This is a genomic window from Rhodopila sp. (assembly GCF_965276935.1).
Lineage (GTDB): Bacteria > Pseudomonadota > Alphaproteobacteria > Acetobacterales > Acetobacteraceae > Rhodopila.
Map to the genome: position 1 here is coordinate 2,082,311 of NZ_CBDIBS010000004.1, position 13,930 is coordinate 2,096,240.

25 protein-coding genes are annotated in these 13,930 nt (G+C 62.8%); all 25 read left to right on the forward strand.

Annotated elements, in window-relative coordinates; translation table 11 throughout:
* The 25 genes from rpsG (at nucleotide 1) to ACQY4S_RS26130 (ending at nucleotide 13,818) form a co-directional block, all read left to right on the forward strand.
* Nucleotides 1–477 carry a 30S ribosomal protein S7 gene (gene rpsG, locus ACQY4S_RS26010; protein ID WP_428488068.1) on the forward strand — a complete coding sequence of 159 codons (477 nt, stop codon included), beginning with the start codon at nucleotides 1–3 and terminating at the stop codon, nucleotides 475–477.
* Between the two features lie 85 nt (nucleotides 478–562).
* Nucleotides 563–1,750 (forward strand): elongation factor Tu, encoded by a 1,188-nt coding sequence (gene tuf, locus ACQY4S_RS26015; protein ID WP_428488069.1) that lies wholly within the window; start codon nucleotides 563–565, stop codon nucleotides 1,748–1,750.
* 102 nt (nucleotides 1,751–1,852) lie between these two features.
* On the forward strand, nucleotides 1,853–2,161 hold the full coding sequence (gene rpsJ / locus ACQY4S_RS26020) for a 30S ribosomal protein S10 (protein WP_428488070.1): 309 nt from the start codon (nucleotides 1,853–1,855) through the stop codon (nucleotides 2,159–2,161).
* 4 nt (nucleotides 2,162–2,165) lie between these two features.
* On the forward strand, nucleotides 2,166–2,894 hold the full coding sequence (rplC, locus tag ACQY4S_RS26025; RefSeq protein ID WP_428488071.1) for a 50S ribosomal protein L3: 729 nt from the start codon (nucleotides 2,166–2,168) through the stop codon (nucleotides 2,892–2,894).
* A gap of 17 nt (nucleotides 2,895–2,911) precedes the next feature.
* The gene (gene rplD, locus ACQY4S_RS26030; protein ID WP_428488072.1) at nucleotides 2,912–3,592 is read left to right on the forward strand and encodes a 50S ribosomal protein L4; all 681 of its coding nucleotides are present in this window, start codon (nucleotides 2,912–2,914) and stop codon (nucleotides 3,590–3,592) included.
* Between the two features lie 20 nt (nucleotides 3,593–3,612).
* Entirely contained in the window at nucleotides 3,613–3,909 is a 297-nt protein-coding gene (locus tag ACQY4S_RS26035; RefSeq protein ID WP_428488505.1) for a 50S ribosomal protein L23, read from the forward strand.
* Nucleotides 3,910–3,921: 12 nt separating this feature from the next.
* Nucleotides 3,922–4,752, forward strand: coding sequence for a 50S ribosomal protein L2 (gene rplB / locus ACQY4S_RS26040; protein WP_428488073.1), 831 nt, complete (start codon nucleotides 3,922–3,924; stop codon nucleotides 4,750–4,752).
* A 17-nt stretch (nucleotides 4,753–4,769) separates the two neighbouring features.
* A complete protein-coding gene (gene rpsS, locus ACQY4S_RS26045; protein WP_428488074.1) occupies nucleotides 4,770–5,048 on the forward strand; it encodes a 30S ribosomal protein S19 in 279 nt (92 codons plus the stop codon).
* Between the two features lies 1 nt (nucleotide 5,049).
* Nucleotides 5,050–5,445 (forward strand): 50S ribosomal protein L22, encoded by a 396-nt coding sequence (gene rplV / locus ACQY4S_RS26050; RefSeq protein ID WP_428488075.1) that lies wholly within the window; start codon nucleotides 5,050–5,052, stop codon nucleotides 5,443–5,445.
* 1 nt (nucleotide 5,446) lies between these two features.
* The gene (gene rpsC / locus ACQY4S_RS26055; protein ID WP_428488076.1) at nucleotides 5,447–6,124 is read left to right on the forward strand and encodes a 30S ribosomal protein S3; all 678 of its coding nucleotides are present in this window, start codon (nucleotides 5,447–5,449) and stop codon (nucleotides 6,122–6,124) included.
* A gap of 5 nt (nucleotides 6,125–6,129) precedes the next feature.
* Nucleotides 6,130–6,546 carry a 50S ribosomal protein L16 gene (gene rplP / locus ACQY4S_RS26060; RefSeq protein ID WP_428488077.1) on the forward strand — a complete coding sequence of 139 codons (417 nt, stop codon included), beginning with the start codon at nucleotides 6,130–6,132 and terminating at the stop codon, nucleotides 6,544–6,546.
* Entirely contained in the window at nucleotides 6,546–6,770 is a 225-nt protein-coding gene (gene rpmC, locus ACQY4S_RS26065; protein WP_428488078.1) for a 50S ribosomal protein L29, read from the forward strand. Before rplP ends, rpmC begins: the two co-directional genes overlap by 1 nt.
* A 12-nt stretch (nucleotides 6,771–6,782) precedes the next feature.
* The gene (gene rpsQ, locus ACQY4S_RS26070; protein WP_428488079.1) at nucleotides 6,783–7,112 is read left to right on the forward strand and encodes a 30S ribosomal protein S17; all 330 of its coding nucleotides are present in this window, start codon (nucleotides 6,783–6,785) and stop codon (nucleotides 7,110–7,112) included.
* Nucleotides 7,113–7,123: 11 nt separating this feature from the next.
* Nucleotides 7,124–7,492 (forward strand): 50S ribosomal protein L14, encoded by a 369-nt coding sequence (gene rplN / locus ACQY4S_RS26075; RefSeq protein ID WP_428488080.1) that lies wholly within the window; start codon nucleotides 7,124–7,126, stop codon nucleotides 7,490–7,492.
* A 1-nt stretch (nucleotide 7,493) separates the two neighbouring features.
* A complete protein-coding gene (gene rplX, locus ACQY4S_RS26080) occupies nucleotides 7,494–7,814 on the forward strand; it encodes a 50S ribosomal protein L24 (RefSeq protein WP_428488081.1) in 321 nt (106 codons plus the stop codon).
* Between the two features lie 161 nt (nucleotides 7,815–7,975).
* A complete protein-coding gene (gene rplE / locus ACQY4S_RS26085) occupies nucleotides 7,976–8,515 on the forward strand; it encodes a 50S ribosomal protein L5 (protein WP_428488506.1) in 540 nt (179 codons plus the stop codon).
* 66 nt (nucleotides 8,516–8,581) lie between these two features.
* A complete protein-coding gene (rpsN, locus tag ACQY4S_RS26090; protein ID WP_428488082.1) occupies nucleotides 8,582–8,887 on the forward strand; it encodes a 30S ribosomal protein S14 in 306 nt (101 codons plus the stop codon).
* Nucleotides 8,888–8,899: 12 nt separating this feature from the next.
* Nucleotides 8,900–9,298, forward strand: coding sequence for a 30S ribosomal protein S8 (rpsH, locus tag ACQY4S_RS26095; RefSeq protein WP_428488083.1), 399 nt, complete (start codon nucleotides 8,900–8,902; stop codon nucleotides 9,296–9,298).
* Between the two features lie 13 nt (nucleotides 9,299–9,311).
* A complete protein-coding gene (gene rplF, locus ACQY4S_RS26100; protein WP_428488084.1) occupies nucleotides 9,312–9,845 on the forward strand; it encodes a 50S ribosomal protein L6 in 534 nt (177 codons plus the stop codon).
* A complete protein-coding gene (gene rplR / locus ACQY4S_RS26105; protein ID WP_428488085.1) occupies nucleotides 9,842–10,204 on the forward strand; it encodes a 50S ribosomal protein L18 in 363 nt (120 codons plus the stop codon). The genes rplF and rplR overlap by 4 nt, the downstream gene beginning before the upstream one ends.
* 53 nt (nucleotides 10,205–10,257) lie before the next feature.
* Nucleotides 10,258–10,890, forward strand: a complete 633-nt coding sequence (gene rpsE, locus ACQY4S_RS26110; RefSeq protein ID WP_428488086.1) for a 30S ribosomal protein S5 — start codon at nucleotides 10,258–10,260, stop codon at nucleotides 10,888–10,890.
* Nucleotides 10,883–11,065: a 50S ribosomal protein L30 gene (gene rpmD, locus ACQY4S_RS26115; protein WP_428488087.1), complete on the forward strand. Its 183-nt coding sequence runs from the start codon at nucleotides 10,883–10,885 to the stop codon at nucleotides 11,063–11,065. Before rpsE ends, rpmD begins: the two co-directional genes overlap by 8 nt.
* 1 nt (nucleotide 11,066) lies before the next feature.
* Nucleotides 11,067–11,552, forward strand: coding sequence for a 50S ribosomal protein L15 (rplO, locus tag ACQY4S_RS26120; RefSeq protein WP_428488088.1), 486 nt, complete (start codon nucleotides 11,067–11,069; stop codon nucleotides 11,550–11,552).
* Nucleotides 11,553–11,794: 242 nt separating this feature from the next.
* The gene (gene secY, locus ACQY4S_RS26125) at nucleotides 11,795–13,132 is read left to right on the forward strand and encodes a preprotein translocase subunit SecY (protein WP_428488089.1); all 1,338 of its coding nucleotides are present in this window, start codon (nucleotides 11,795–11,797) and stop codon (nucleotides 13,130–13,132) included.
* The gene (locus ACQY4S_RS26130) at nucleotides 13,129–13,818 is read left to right on the forward strand and encodes an adenylate kinase (RefSeq protein ID WP_428488090.1); all 690 of its coding nucleotides are present in this window, start codon (nucleotides 13,129–13,131) and stop codon (nucleotides 13,816–13,818) included. The genes secY and ACQY4S_RS26130 overlap by 4 nt, the downstream gene beginning before the upstream one ends.
* Nucleotides 13,819–13,930 lie beyond the last annotated feature (112 nt).

Genomic DNA, 13,930 nt, shown 5'->3' on the forward strand with positions numbered 1-13,930 from the left:
ATGTCTCGTCGTCACCGCGCTGACAAGCGCGAAATCCTGCCGGACGCCAAGTTTGGCGACATCGTCATCAGCCGGTTCATGAACGCGTTGATGTATGACGGCAAGAAGTCCGCTGCCGAAGGTATCGTCTACAATGCCCTTGACGTAATGAAGCGCCGTGGCGGCAGCGCCGCCGATCCGGTGCGGATGTTTCATGAGGCGCTGGATAATGTGAAGCCGGCGGTCGAGGTCCGGTCGCGGCGCGTTGGCGGTGCCACCTATCAGGTGCCGGTCGAGGTTCGTACCGAACGGCGGCAGGCGCTGGCGATCCGCTGGATCATCGACGCCGCTCGCAAGCGGGGTGAGCACACGATGCAGGATCGGCTGTCCAACGAACTGCTGGACGCGGTCAACAATCGCGGCTCTGCGGTGAAGAAGCGTGAGGATACCCATCGGATGGCCGAAGCCAACAAGGCTTTCAGCCATTACCGCTGGTAGCACGAGCATTGGTAGCGTGGGCGCTGAGACGGTCCTGGTAACGGTTTAACCCAACAGATCTGCTGCTGGATCTACGGAGATTACGATGGGTAAGGCGAAATTCGAGCGGAACAAGCCACACTGCAACATCGGCACGATCGGCCACGTTGACCATGGCAAGACGTCGCTGACGGCGGCCATCACTAAGGTGCTGGCGGAAACCGGTGGCGCTACCTTCACGGCCTACGATCAGATCGATAAGGCGCCGGAAGAGAAGGCACGCGGCATCACGATCTCCACCGCTCATGTGGAGTATGAGACCGCGAATCGGCATTATGCTCACGTCGACTGTCCTGGCCACGCCGACTACGTGAAGAACATGATCACCGGCGCGGCGCAGATGGACGGTGCCATTCTGGTGGTGTCCGCCGCCGACGGCCCGATGCCGCAGACGCGGGAGCATATCCTGCTCGCCCGTCAGGTCGGCGTGCCGGCGCTGGTGGTATTCCTCAACAAGATGGACATCGCCGACCCCGAACTGGTCGAACTCGTGGAGCTTGAGGTACGTGATCTGCTCAGCTCCTATCAATTTCCGGGCGACGACATTCCGATCGTGAAGGGTTCCGCCGTTGCCGCGCTGGAAGGCAAGACGCCGGAGCTTGGCCACGATGCGGTCCTGGAACTGATGAAAGCCGTCGATGCCTATATCCCGCAGCCGGAGCGTGCGACCGATCGTCCCTTCCTGATGCCGATCGAAGACGTGTTCTCGATCTCCGGCCGCGGCACCGTGGTGACCGGCCGTGTGGAACGCGGCATCGTACGAGTGGGCGAGGAAGTCGAGATCGTCGGCATCAAGCCGACAGTCAAGACGGTTGTGACCGGTGTCGAGATGTTCCGCAAGCTACTCGACCAGGGCCAGGCCGGCGACAATATCGGCGCGCTGCTGCGCGGCACCAAGCGAGAGGACGTCGAGCGCGGCCAGGTTCTGGCCAAGCCCGGCACCATCACGCCGCACACCAAGTTCCAGGCTGAGGCGTATATTCTCACCAAGGAAGAAGGCGGCCGCCACACGCCGTTCTTCACCAACTACCGGCCACAGTTCTACTTCCGCACGACCGACGTCACCGGCGTGGTGTCCTTGCCGGAAGGTACGGAGATGGTGATGCCGGGCGACAACGTGTCGATGGCGGTGGAATTGATTGCGCCGATCGCGATGGACGACGGACTGCGCTTCGCGATTCGTGAAGGTGGCCGCACCGTCGGCGCCGGCGTGGTTGCCAAGATCACGACCTGATAGCGAAACAGACGTCGGCGCCCGACCCTCTCACGAGAGGCTCCGCCTCCGGGGCGGACGGGCGCCGGCTTCCGTTTCGGCGGGAACTTTGAAGAGCGAACGATGGACAACCAGAATATCCGCATCAGGCTCAAGGCCTACGATCATCGCGTGCTGGACAACAGCACGAAGGAGATCGTGAACACGGCCAGGCGCACGGGTGCCCGGGTTCGCGGACCGATCCCGCTGCCGACGCATATCGAACGTTTTACGGTAAACCGCTCGCCGCACGTCGACAAGAAAAGCCGTGAGCAGTTTGAGATCCGGACGCATCGCCGGCTGCTTGATATCGTGGAACCGACCCCGCAGACGGTGGACGCGCTGATGAAGCTCGACCTGGCCGCCGGCGTGGATGTCGAGATCAAGATCTAGCACGATGGCGACCTCATTCCCTCAGGCTCTCCGGACCGGTCTGCTGGCGCGAAAGCTTGGCATGACCCGGATTTTCAAGGATGACGGCACGCATGTACCGGTTACGGTCCTGCACCTGGATCAGGTCCAGGTGGTTGCCGCCCGGATCGAGGCGAAGGATGGCTACAACGCCGTGCAGATCGGCTGGGGCAAGGCCAAGGTGAAGAACGTCACCCAGCCCAACCGCGGCCACTTTGCCAAGGCGAAGGTGGAACCGAAGCAGAAGCTGGTGGAATTTCGCGTCGATGCCGACGCCCTGCTGCAACCTGGCGCCACGCTGTCGGCGGCGCATTTCGCTGCGGGGCAAAAGGTTGACGTCTGCGGCACGTCCAAGGGAAAGGGCTTCGCCGGCGGCATGAAGCGTTGGAATTTCGCCGGTCTCGAGGCCTCGCACGGCGTGTCCGTGAGCCATCGCAGCCTGGGTTCCACCGGTAACCGGCAGGACCCCGGCAAGACCTTCAAGAACAAGAAGATGGCCGGCCATATGGGTGGCGATCGCATCACAACGCTTAATCTGGAAGTGGCGGCGGTCGATGCGGAGAAGGGTCTGCTGATGATCAAGGGTGCCGTGCCGGGCGCCAAGAATGGCTACGTGCTGGTACGTGACGCGATCAAGCATCCGCGGCCGGCCGACGCGCCTTACCCGGCGGCATTGATGGAAGCGCCCGCTCTGGCAAATCCGGCGGCGGGTTGAGGAAAGAAGACGAACAGATGCAGGTCGATATCACCACGCTGGACCAGGCGGCTTCGCAAAGCAGCGCCGAGTTGCCGGAGGCGATTTTCGGCGCCACGCCGCGCAAGGATATCATGGCGCGGGTAGTCCACTGGCAGTTGTCCAGGCGCCGCTCCGGCAACCACAAGACCAAGGGCATGGCGGAGGTCTCCGGTACCACCAAGAAGCCGTACAAGCAGAAGGGTACTGGTAACGCGCGCCAAGGTAGCCTGCGCTCACCGCAGTTTCGCACCGGCGGCGTGGTGCACGGCCCGGTGGTACGTTCGCATGAGTACAGCCTGAACAAGAAGGTCCGCCGTCTCGGTCTGATTTCCGCGCTGTCGCAGAAGCTGGCGGAGAACAAGCTGGTGGTGTTGGCCGCGGCGACCTCCGAACCGAAGACCGGTGCATTGGCAAAGCAAATCAGGGCGCTGGGCTGGTCGTCGGCGCTGGTCATTGATGACGCGGTCGATCAGAATTTCCTGCGCGCAAGCCGCAACATCCACCGTCTGGACGTGCTGCCGACAATTGGCGCGAATGTCTATGACATCCTTAATCATGACGTGCTGGCGATCACCACGGCTGGCCTGGAGGGGCTAAAGGCGCGGTTGAACGGCAGGGCGTCGGATACGCCGCCACCCGGGACGACGCCAGCCGGGACGACGGGAGAGGCCGCATGACCGCCGCGTTAAAAAGGCCCATGTCGAAGGAGGCGATGTACCAGATCATCCGGGCGCCGTTGATCACCGAGAAGATGACGATCCTGTCGGAAAATGGCCAGTTCGGCTTCAAGGTTGCGATCGACGCGACCAAGCCGGAAATCGCCGCCGCGGTGGAAACCCTGTTCAACGTCAAGGTCAAATCGGTCAACACTTTGGTGCAGAAGGGCAAGACCAAGCGGTTCAAGGGACGGCCGGGCGTGCGGTCGGACGTCAAGAAAGCCATCGTGACGCTGGCGCCCGGTCAGTCGATCGATTTCACCACCGGCCTCGCATAAGGCACGCAGAACATGGCACTCCGGCAATTCAATCCCGTCACGGCTAGCCTGCGCGGCACCGTGCTGATCAATCGGTCCGAGCTGTGGAAGGGCAAGCCCGTCAAGGGCCTGACGGAGGGCCAGCACAGCCATGGCGGACGCAACAACCACGGCCGCATCACCACGCGGTTTCGCGGCGGCGGACACAAGCAGGCCTACCGCGTGGTCGACTTCAAGCGTCGCAAGTTCGATGTCGCGGCGGTGGTGCAGCGGTTGGAATACGACCCTAACCGCACCGCGTTCATCGCGCTGATAAAGTATGCCGACGGCGAACTGGCCTACATCCTGGCGCCGCAGCGGCTGAAGGTCGGCGACCCGGTGATCGCCGGCGCGCGCGTCGATATCAAGCCTGGCAACGCGATGCCGCTGGCCGCCATTCCCGTTGGGACCATCATTCATAGCGTGGAGATGAAGCGTGGCGCGGGCGGCAAGATCGCGCGTTCCGCCGGCACCTACGCCCAGCTTGTCGGCAAGGACGCGGGCTATGCGCAGGTCAAGCTGATGTCGGGGGAGCTGCGCGTCGTCCGGGCCGAGTGCATGGCATCGATCGGTGCCGTATCCAACCCTGACAACATGAACCAGAAGATCGGCAAGGCCGGCCGCACGCGCTGGCTTGGCTTTCGACCGCACAACCGAGGCGTCGTCATGAACCCGGTCGACCATCCGCTGGGCGGTGGTGAAGGCCGCAGCTCCGGTGGCCGGCATCCGGTGACGCCCTGGGGCATTCCGACCAAGGGCTACAAGACGCGCGTCAACAAGCGGACGGATAGCCTGATCATCCGCCGCCGCAACAAGGGCAAATAAGATGGGGGGCAAATAAGATGGCGCGTTCCGTCTGGAAGGGTCCGTTCGTCGACGGTTACCTGCTGAACAAGGCCGAAGCGGTGCGGGCATCGTCCCGCAACGAGATCATCAAGATCTGGTCTCGCCGCTCGACCATCCTGCCGCAGTTCGTCGGCCTGACCTTCGGGGTCTACAACGGCCACAAGTTCCTGCCGGTGCAGGTGAACGAGAACATGGTCGGCCACAAGTTCGGCGAGTTTTCGCCAACCCGGACCTTCACCGGCCATTCCGCCGACAAGAAGGCGAAGCGAGGCTGACATGAGCAAGCCACAAGCGCAGCGCCGCCTGGCGGACACCGAAGCCCAGGCGATCGTCAGCAACCTGCGCGTCAGCCCGCGCAAGCTAAACCTGGTCGCGGCGATGATCCGCAATCTGCCGGCGGGGCGCGCCGTCGCGACGTTGACCTTCAGCAAGCGGCGGATCGCCGATCAGGTGCGCAAGGCGCTGCAAAGCGCCATCTCGAACGCCGAGAACAATCATCATCTGGATGTCGATCGGCTGGTCGTCACCCGGGCCGAGGTTGGGCGATCCATCGTGATGCGCCGCTTTCATGCGCGCGGACGCGGGCGCGCGGCGCGCGTCGAGAAATGGTTCAGCCATCTGAAGATCGTCGTCGCCGAACGCGAGCAGGACATCGAAGGGAGGGCCGGTTAATATGGGTCACAAAGTCAATCCGATCGGCCTGCGCCTCGGCATCAACCGTACCTGGGATAGCCGCTGGTTCGCCGGCACCGACTACTCCAAGCTGTTGCACGACGATATCAGGCTGCGCACCCATCTGCGCACCAAGCTGCGCGGCGCCGGGGTGTCCCGCGTGGTGATCGAGCGTCCGGCAAAGAAGCCGCGCGTCACGATCTACGCGGCGCGCCCGGGGGTTGTTATCGGCAAGAAGGGTCAGGACATCGAGGTGCTGAAGAAGGACCTAAGCCGGATGGCCAAGTCCGAGGTGGCACTGAACATCGTCGAAATCCGCAAGCCGGAGATCGACGCCACGCTGGTGGCCGAGAACATCGCCCAGCAGTTGGAAAGGCGTGTGGCGTTCCGTCGTGCGATGAAGCGTGCCGTGCAGTCGGCGATGCGGCTCGGCGCCCAGGGCATCCGGATCAACTGCGGCGGCCGTCTCGGCGGCGCCGAGATCGCCAGGGTGGAGTGGTACCGCGAAGGCCGCGTGCCGTTGCATACGCTGCGCGCCGACATCGACTACGGCATCGCCACGGCCAAGACGACATACGGCACGTGCGGCGTGAAGGTGTGGGTCTTCAAGGGTGAAATTCTGGCGCACGACCCGCTGGCGCAGGACCGGCGAGCCGCTGAGCAAGCGCCGCAAAGGTAACAACGATGCTGTCTCCCAAACGCACCAAATTCCGCAAGCAGCACAAGGGCCGCATTCATGGCCTGTCCAAGGGCGGCACGTCGCTGAACTTTGGCACCTTCGGCCTCAAGGCCCTGGAGCCGGAGCGTATTACCGCGCGGCAGATCGAATCGGCTCGGCGGGCGATCACCCGCGCGATGAAGCGAGCCGGCCGGGTGTGGATCCGGATTTTTCCGGATGTACCGGTCTCCACCAAGCCGGCCGAAGTTCGCATGGGGTCGGGCAAGGGTTCACCGGAATTCTGGGTGGCGCGCGTGGCCCCTGGCCGCATCATGTTCGAGATCGACGGTGTGACCCCGGAACTGGCGCGTGAGGCGCTGACCTTGGGTGCTGCGAAGTTGCCGATCAAGACCAAGTTCATGGTGCGGCGGGGAGATAGCTGATGGCCAAGGCGGCACTTTACAAGGCCGGCGACATCCGCGCCAAGACGCCGGATGAGCTGTCCGCCCTGCTGCTGGATCTGCGCAAGGAGCAGTTCAACCTGCGTTTCCAGCGCGCCACCGGTCAGCAGGAAGGCACCGCCCGGGTGCGCGAGGCACGCCGCGAGATCGCGCGCGTGAAAACCATCCAGGCGGAAAAGACCAAATCCGCCCTGGTTAAGTCGTAAGGAGAGAGGGCGATGCCGAGGCGCGTCCTGACTGGACGAGTGACCAGCGACAAGATGGACAAGACCATCACGGTTCTTGTCGATCGGCGCGTGATGCACCCATTGTACAAGAAATTCATTCGCAAGTCGAAGAAGTACGCGGCGCATGACGAGTCGAACATCTGCAAGACCGGCGACACGGTGCGGATCATCGAATGCCCGCCGATCAGCAAGCGCAAGACCTGGACGCTGATTGAGCGCAACGGCGCGATTATCGGCGGGGTCGAAGCAGAGGCCGTCGCGATCGTTGAATCGCATCCCGCGCCGCCGGCGCCCGCGCCGACCGACGCGCAGTTGGGTTAAGGGGACGACGCATGATCCATTCAGAAACCAATCTGGAAGTCGCCGACAACTCCGGTGCCCGCCGCGTACAGTGCATCAAGGTGCTGGGCGGATCAAAGCGGAAGTTCGCATCCGTAGGGGATGTCATCGTGGTATCGGTGAAGGAAGCAATTCCGCGTGGCAAGGTGAAGAAGGGCGATGTCCACCAGGCGGTAATCGTGCGCACGTCTTTTCCGGTACGGCGGACCGACGGCAGTGCCATCCGCTTCGACCGCAACGCCGCCGTGCTGATCAACAAGCAGCAGGAGCCGATCGGCACTCGTATCTTTGGTCCGGTGGTGCGTGAACTGCGCGGACGCAAGTTCATGAAGATCATCTCCCTCGCGCCGGAGGTGCTGTGACATGGCCGCCCGGATCCGCAAGGGCGACACGGTCCTGGTGACCACCGGCAAGAGCAAGCGCCGGACCGGTGAGGTGCTGCGCATCTTCACCGACTCCAACCGCGCCATCGTCGCCGGTTGCGCCATCGCCAAGCGCCACACCAAGCCGACCCGCATGGGCGAGGCGGGCGGCATCATCGAGAAGGAGGCGACGATCCATCTGTCGAACCTCAAGCTGATCGACCCCAAGAGCGAAAAGCCGACCAGGGTCGGTTTCCGCATCCTGGAGGACGGGCAAAAAGTCCGCGTCGCCAAGGCGACCGGTCAAGTCATCGAGGGTTAGCCATGAGCGGTACAAAAAATGCCCCCAGGGGCGGCAAGGCGGGCGCCAAGACGGCTGGCAATCGTGGCTCCGGCGGACCTCCGGCTGGCAAGGACGCCCAGCGCGCCGCGCGCCGCGTGGAGATCGTCGGCGTCGATAATCCCACCGCCTCGCCCCAGGACATGCCGCGCTTCCAGCAGCGCTACCAGTCCGAGATAAAACCCAAGCTGCGTACCGAGTTCGGCTACAAGAACGAGCTGCAGGTTCCAAAGCTGGAGAAGATCGTCATCAACATGGGCGTGGGTGAGGCCACCGGCGACCAGAAGAAGTTGGACTCCGCGGTGGCCGAACTGGCGGCGATCGCCGGCCAGCGGCCGGTGAAGACGGTGGCGAAGAAGGCCATCGCCGGCTTCAAGATCCGCGCCGGCCTGCCGATCGGCTGCAAGGTCACGTTGCGCAAGGCGCGGATGTATGAATTCCTTGATCGGCTGGTCACCATTGCCATGCCGAGGGTGCGCGATTTCCGCGGCATCACCGGCAAAGGGTTTGATGGGCGTGGCAACTTTGCCATGGGCCTGAAGGAGCAGATCATCTTCCCGGAGATCAATTACGACCGGGTGGACGACGTGCGCGGCATGGACATCCAGTTCGTGACCACTGCCAAGACCGATGCTGAAGCGAAAGCCTTGCTCAAGGCTTTCGATCTGCCTTTCGCCAACTGAGTTTTTGGAAAACCCCTGCCCCCGGACTTGATCCGGGGTCGGCAGGTTCCGGAGGAAGTATATAGGATGGCCAAGCTTTCCCAGGTCAACCGCAACCTGATGCGTGAGAAGATGGCGAAGCGCGACAAGTCGAAGCGCCGAGCCTTGAAGGACGTGATGATGGATCGGACGTTGCCGGTGGAGGACCGGTTCAACGCTTCATTGAAGCTGGCGCAGTTGCCGCGCAATGGTGCCGCCGTGCGATTTCGCCTGCGTTGTGAATTGACCGGCCGGTCACGTGGCAATTATCGCAAGTTCAAGCTCAGCCGCATCGCCCTGCGTGACTTGGCCAGTGCCGGACAAATTCCCGGCATGGTCAAGGCGAGCTGGTAAGGGAATTCCGCCATGTCAATGTCTGATCCCCTGGGGGACATGCTGACCCGCATCCGTAACGCGCAGCGGGCGAGGCACTCCATCTGCATGGCACCGGCGTCGAAGCTGCGGGCCAATGTGCTGGGCGTTCTGAAGCGGGAAGGCTTCATTCGTGGCTATGCGGCCGAGGAAGTTCGTCCCGGCATCGCGCATTTGCGCATTGAGCTGAAGTATAACGAGGGCGAGCCTGTGATCAAGGAGATCCACCGCGTCTCCAAGCCCGGCCGCCGGGTGTACTCGAAGATCAAGGAGCTACCCCGGGTCTATGCCGGCCTGGGTGTATCCATCCTGTCCACGCCGCGCGGCGTCATGAGCGATGCAGAGGCACGCGCCGCCAATGTTGGCGGCGAAATCCTCTGCCGCGTGTTCTAAGGAGAAACGCGTCATGTCACGCGTCGGAAAATACCCGGTCGAGATACCCGCGGGGGTTCAGATTGCCATTGCTGGTGGCATCGTCACCGCCAAGGGCAGGCTAGGGGAATTGACCCTGCCGCTGACTGAGCAAGTGGAAGCGTCGATCGACGGTAACCATCTCTCGGTAAAACCAGTCGGCACCGCACCGCGGGCTCGCATGATGTGGGGCACCACACGTGCGCTGATTGCCACGATGGTGAAGGGAGTTTCCACAGGCTACGCCCGGTCGTTGGAAATCACCGGCACCGGTTATCGTGCCGCGGTGCAGGGCAAGAACCTGGAGATCAATCTGGGCTTTTCGCACCCGGTGGTCTATCCGGTTCCAGAGGGGATTAAGATCACCTGCGAACGGCCGACCTCGATTAAGGTCGAGGGTGTGGACAAACGGCTGGTCGGTCAGGTTGCCTCGGAAATTCGCGCCTTTCGGCCGCCGGAGCCTTACAAGGGCAAGGGCGCGCGTTACACGGATGAAACTATTCGGCGCAAGGAAGGCAAGAAGAAATGAGCGCCAAGCAGGACCTCGCCACCCGCCGCCGCATGCGGCTGCGCTATCAGCTTCGGCAGAAGGCTTATGGCCGGCCGCGGCTGTCGGTGTTCCGCTCGGGCAAGAACATTCACGCCCAGATCATCGACGACACACACGGCCGTACTCTCGCCGCGGCTTCGTCCTTGGACAAGGACCTGAAGGCCGTGTTGAAGACCGGAGCCGACAGGGCGGCGGCTGCCGCGGTCGGCAAGCTGGTTGCTGAACGGGCGGTGGCAGCCGGTGTCAAGCAGGTAATCTTCGACCGTGGCGCGTACATCTATCACGGTCGTGTCAAGGCATTGGCTGAAGCGGCGCGCGAAGGCGGGCTGGATTTTTAAAGGGATCAAGTCAGCCACGAATGCGGGCTGGCGCTCTGAAGGAACTGTTTTAAATGGCACGTGAAGCGAGAGAAGGCGGCCGGGGCCGGGATCGCGAGCGCGGCGGCGATCGTGATGCGGATGACGGCATTATCGACAAGCTGGTCACCATCAACCGCGTCGCCAAAGTGGTGAAGGGCGGCCGCCGTTTTGCCTTTGCCGCCCTGGTTGTCGTCGGCGACCAGAAGGGCCGTGTCGGCTATGGCGCGGGCAAGGCGCGTGAGGTGCCGGAGGCCATTCGCAAAGCCACCGAACGAGCCAAGCGCGGGATGATTCGTGTACCGATGAAGGAAGGCCGCACCCTGCACCACGATGTCGCCGGTCACTACGGCGCCGGCAACGTCATTCTCCGGTCGGCGACCGCCGGCACCGGCATCATCGCCGGCGGACCGCTCCGCGCGGTGTTTGAAACGTTGGGGATAGGCGATGTGGTGGCAAAAAGCCTGGGCAGCCGCAATCCGCACAACATGGTAAAGGCGGCGTTCGCGGCATTGCAGAAATGCGCCAGCCCGCGGTCCGTCGCCACGCGCCGTGGCAAGAAGGTGCCGGAACTGTTCGGCCGCCGTGACGTGCCTTCAGGTGGAGCGGTAACGGGACCATCAGGTGGCATATCGCCGCCGGCACAGGAGGCGACGGCCAATGCCTAAGGTCCGTGTGACGCAAACCGCATCCGCCCTTGGGCGCAAGCCCGGTCAGAAGGAAACTCTGGTCGGACTTGGTCTGAACAAGATCCGTGCGACGCGTGAACTGCAGGATACAGCCTCGGTTCGCGGCATGATCCGCAAGGTGGCCCACCTGATCAAGGTGGAGGAGCTGTCCTGACATGAACCTGAACGAACTGCGCGATAATCCTGGTGCGCGCCTAAAGTCCAAGCGGCTGGGCCGTGGCATTGGCTCTGGCAAGGGCAAGACCTCCGGCAAGGGCGTCAAAGGGCAGAAGGCGCGCGAGGGCGTCGCACTGAATGGCTTTGAAGGCGGTCAGCTTCCGATCTATCGCCGTTTGCCGAAGCGCGGCTTTCACAACCTGTTCCGCAAGTCCTATGCGCCGGTCAACCTGGGCACGTTGAGTGCGGCCATCAAAGCCGGCAAGATCGACGGCAGCCAGCCGATCACCGAGGCGATTCTGATTGCCGCTGGTCTCGCGTCCGGCAACTTGGACGGCGTGCGCCTGCTGGCGGACGGCAAGCTGAGCCGCCCGATCACCATCACCGTCTCCGGCGCATCCGCCACGGCAAAAGCGGCGGTCGAGGCAGCCGGCGGCTCGATCACCACCACGGTCGCGGCTAGAGTCGAACCGGAGGCGAAGTAAGGCAAGGCCAGGGCTCCGCCCTGGGACCCGCAAAGGGGCGGATGCCCCTTTGATCCCCGTCCAGGGGTTTGGGGGAGAGGGGGCGACCGAGACGGTTGCAACGGCTGAGTAGCCCCCTCTCTCCCAAACCCCTAAATGGGTTCTAAGGGCGTCTGCCCTTAGCGGGGTCGAGGGGCGGAGCCCTCGCCTTGCTTCCTCCGTCGCCCGGCCCGACACTAGTCTCGATCATAGAGGGACACCCGATGGCATCCGCCGCTGAACAGCTCGCAGCCAGCATGAACATGGGCGTCTTTGCCAAGGCGACCGAACTCAAGCAGCGCATCTGGTTCACCCTGGGTGCGCTGATCGTTTATCGTCTGGGCACCTACATTCCGGTTCCAGGCGTCGATGCCTCGGTGATGGCGGAAATGCTGTCGCAGCACGGCGGCGGCATCCTGGGCATGTTCGACATGTTCACCGGCGGCGCACTGCGGCGCATGACGGTCTTCGCGCTGAACATCATGCCATACATCAGCGCCAGCATTATCATCCAGCTTATGTCAGCGGCCATTCCCACGCTGGAAACGCTGAAGAAGGAGGGTGAGGCCGGGCGAAAGAAGCTGAACCAGTACACCCGCTACCTTACGGTGGTGATTGCTATGTTCCAGTCCTACGGCATCGCTATTGGCCTGGAATCGATGCATGGCAGCTTTGGCTCCGCGGTGATCGACCCCGGCCTGTTCTTTATTGTTTCCTGCATGATTACCTTGGTCGGCGGCACCATGTTCCTAATGTGGATCGGGGAGCAGATCACTGCCCGCGGCATCGGCAACGGCACCAGCCTGATCATCATGTCCGGCATCGTCGCCAACCTGCCGGGTGCCATGGCCTCCATGCTGGAACTGGGCCGCACCGGCGCATTGTCGCCGTTCTTCCTGCTGCTGTTCGTCGTCATCGCGGTGGTGACCGTCGGTGTGATTGTCTTTGTCGAGCGGGCCCAGCGCCGCATCGCGGTACAGTATCCGAAGCGGCAGGTCGGCAACCGCATGTTCGGCGGCGACTCAACGCATATGCCGCTGAAGATCAACACGTCCGGCGTCATCCCGCCGATCTTCGCCAGTTCCATCCTGCTGATCCCGGCGACCATCGCCGGCTTCGCCACCAACGGGCCGCCCTGGCTGCAGACGATTGCCAGTCAGCTTGGTCATGGTCAGCCGTTGTACATGGCGCTGTATGCGTTCATGATCATCTTCTTCGCCTACTTCTACACCGCGGTTGTCTTCAATCCGGAGGAAACCGCCGACAACCTGAAGAAATATGGCGGCTTTATCCCAGGCATACGTCCCGGCAGCGCCACGGCAGACTACTTCGACCGAGTGCTGACCCGCCTGACCACCGTAGGCGGTGTCTACCTCGTGCTGATCTGCCTGTTGCCGGAAATCCTGATCAGCGATTACGGATTGCCGTTCTACTTTGGCGGAACCTCGATATTGATCGTCGTCTCGGTTACCATGGATACGGTCACGCAAATCCAATCGCATCTTCTGGCTCATCAGTATGAGGGCCTGATGCGCAAGAACAGGGTAAAGGGGCGTCGGTGAACATCATTCTTCTGGGCCCGCCCGGCGCGGGCAAGGGAACACAAGCCAAGCGGTTGCAGGACATCCACGGAATTGTGCAGATCGCCACCGGCGACATGTTGCGGGCGGAGGTCGCCGCCGGCACACCGATTGGTCAGGAAGCCCAGGCCGTGATGCAGGCCGGCGGTCTGGTATCCGATGACATCCTGGTCCGTATGCTTGCTTCCCGCCTCGACCAGCCGGATGCGGCGCGTGGGTTCATCCTGGACGGCTTTCCTCGCACCGTGCCACAGGCCCAGGCGCTGGATGACATGCTCGCCCGCAAGGGCCTGAAGCTGGATGCGGTGATCGAGTTAAAGGTGGATGACGCCATCCTGACGGACCGCATCGCTGGCAGGTTCAGTTGCGCCAGATGCGGCGCCGGCTATCACGACAGCTTCAAGCCAACCGCCGTCGCCGGCGTCTGCGATGTCTGCGCCGGAGCCGAACTTGTGCGTCGACCCGACGACAAGCGGGAGACCGTGGACGCGCGCTTGAAAGTGTATCATAGCCAGACCGCGCCGATCATTCCACACTATGCCCAGACTGGCGCTTTGCGGGTGGTGGACGGGATGGCGGACATCAATGACGTCTCTCGGCAGATCGATGCGGTGCTCGCCGCCAGCCAGGACGCAAACGCACATCAATCACGTCCGGCAAAGGACTGATTGTTGCAGCTATCACGCAAAGTTGATAAAGTAGCGTTGACTCCTGCGGCGCGGAAACTATAGTCCCGGCCTCCGGCGCAAACCCCCTTACGGGGTTTCGGCGCCGCTTGCG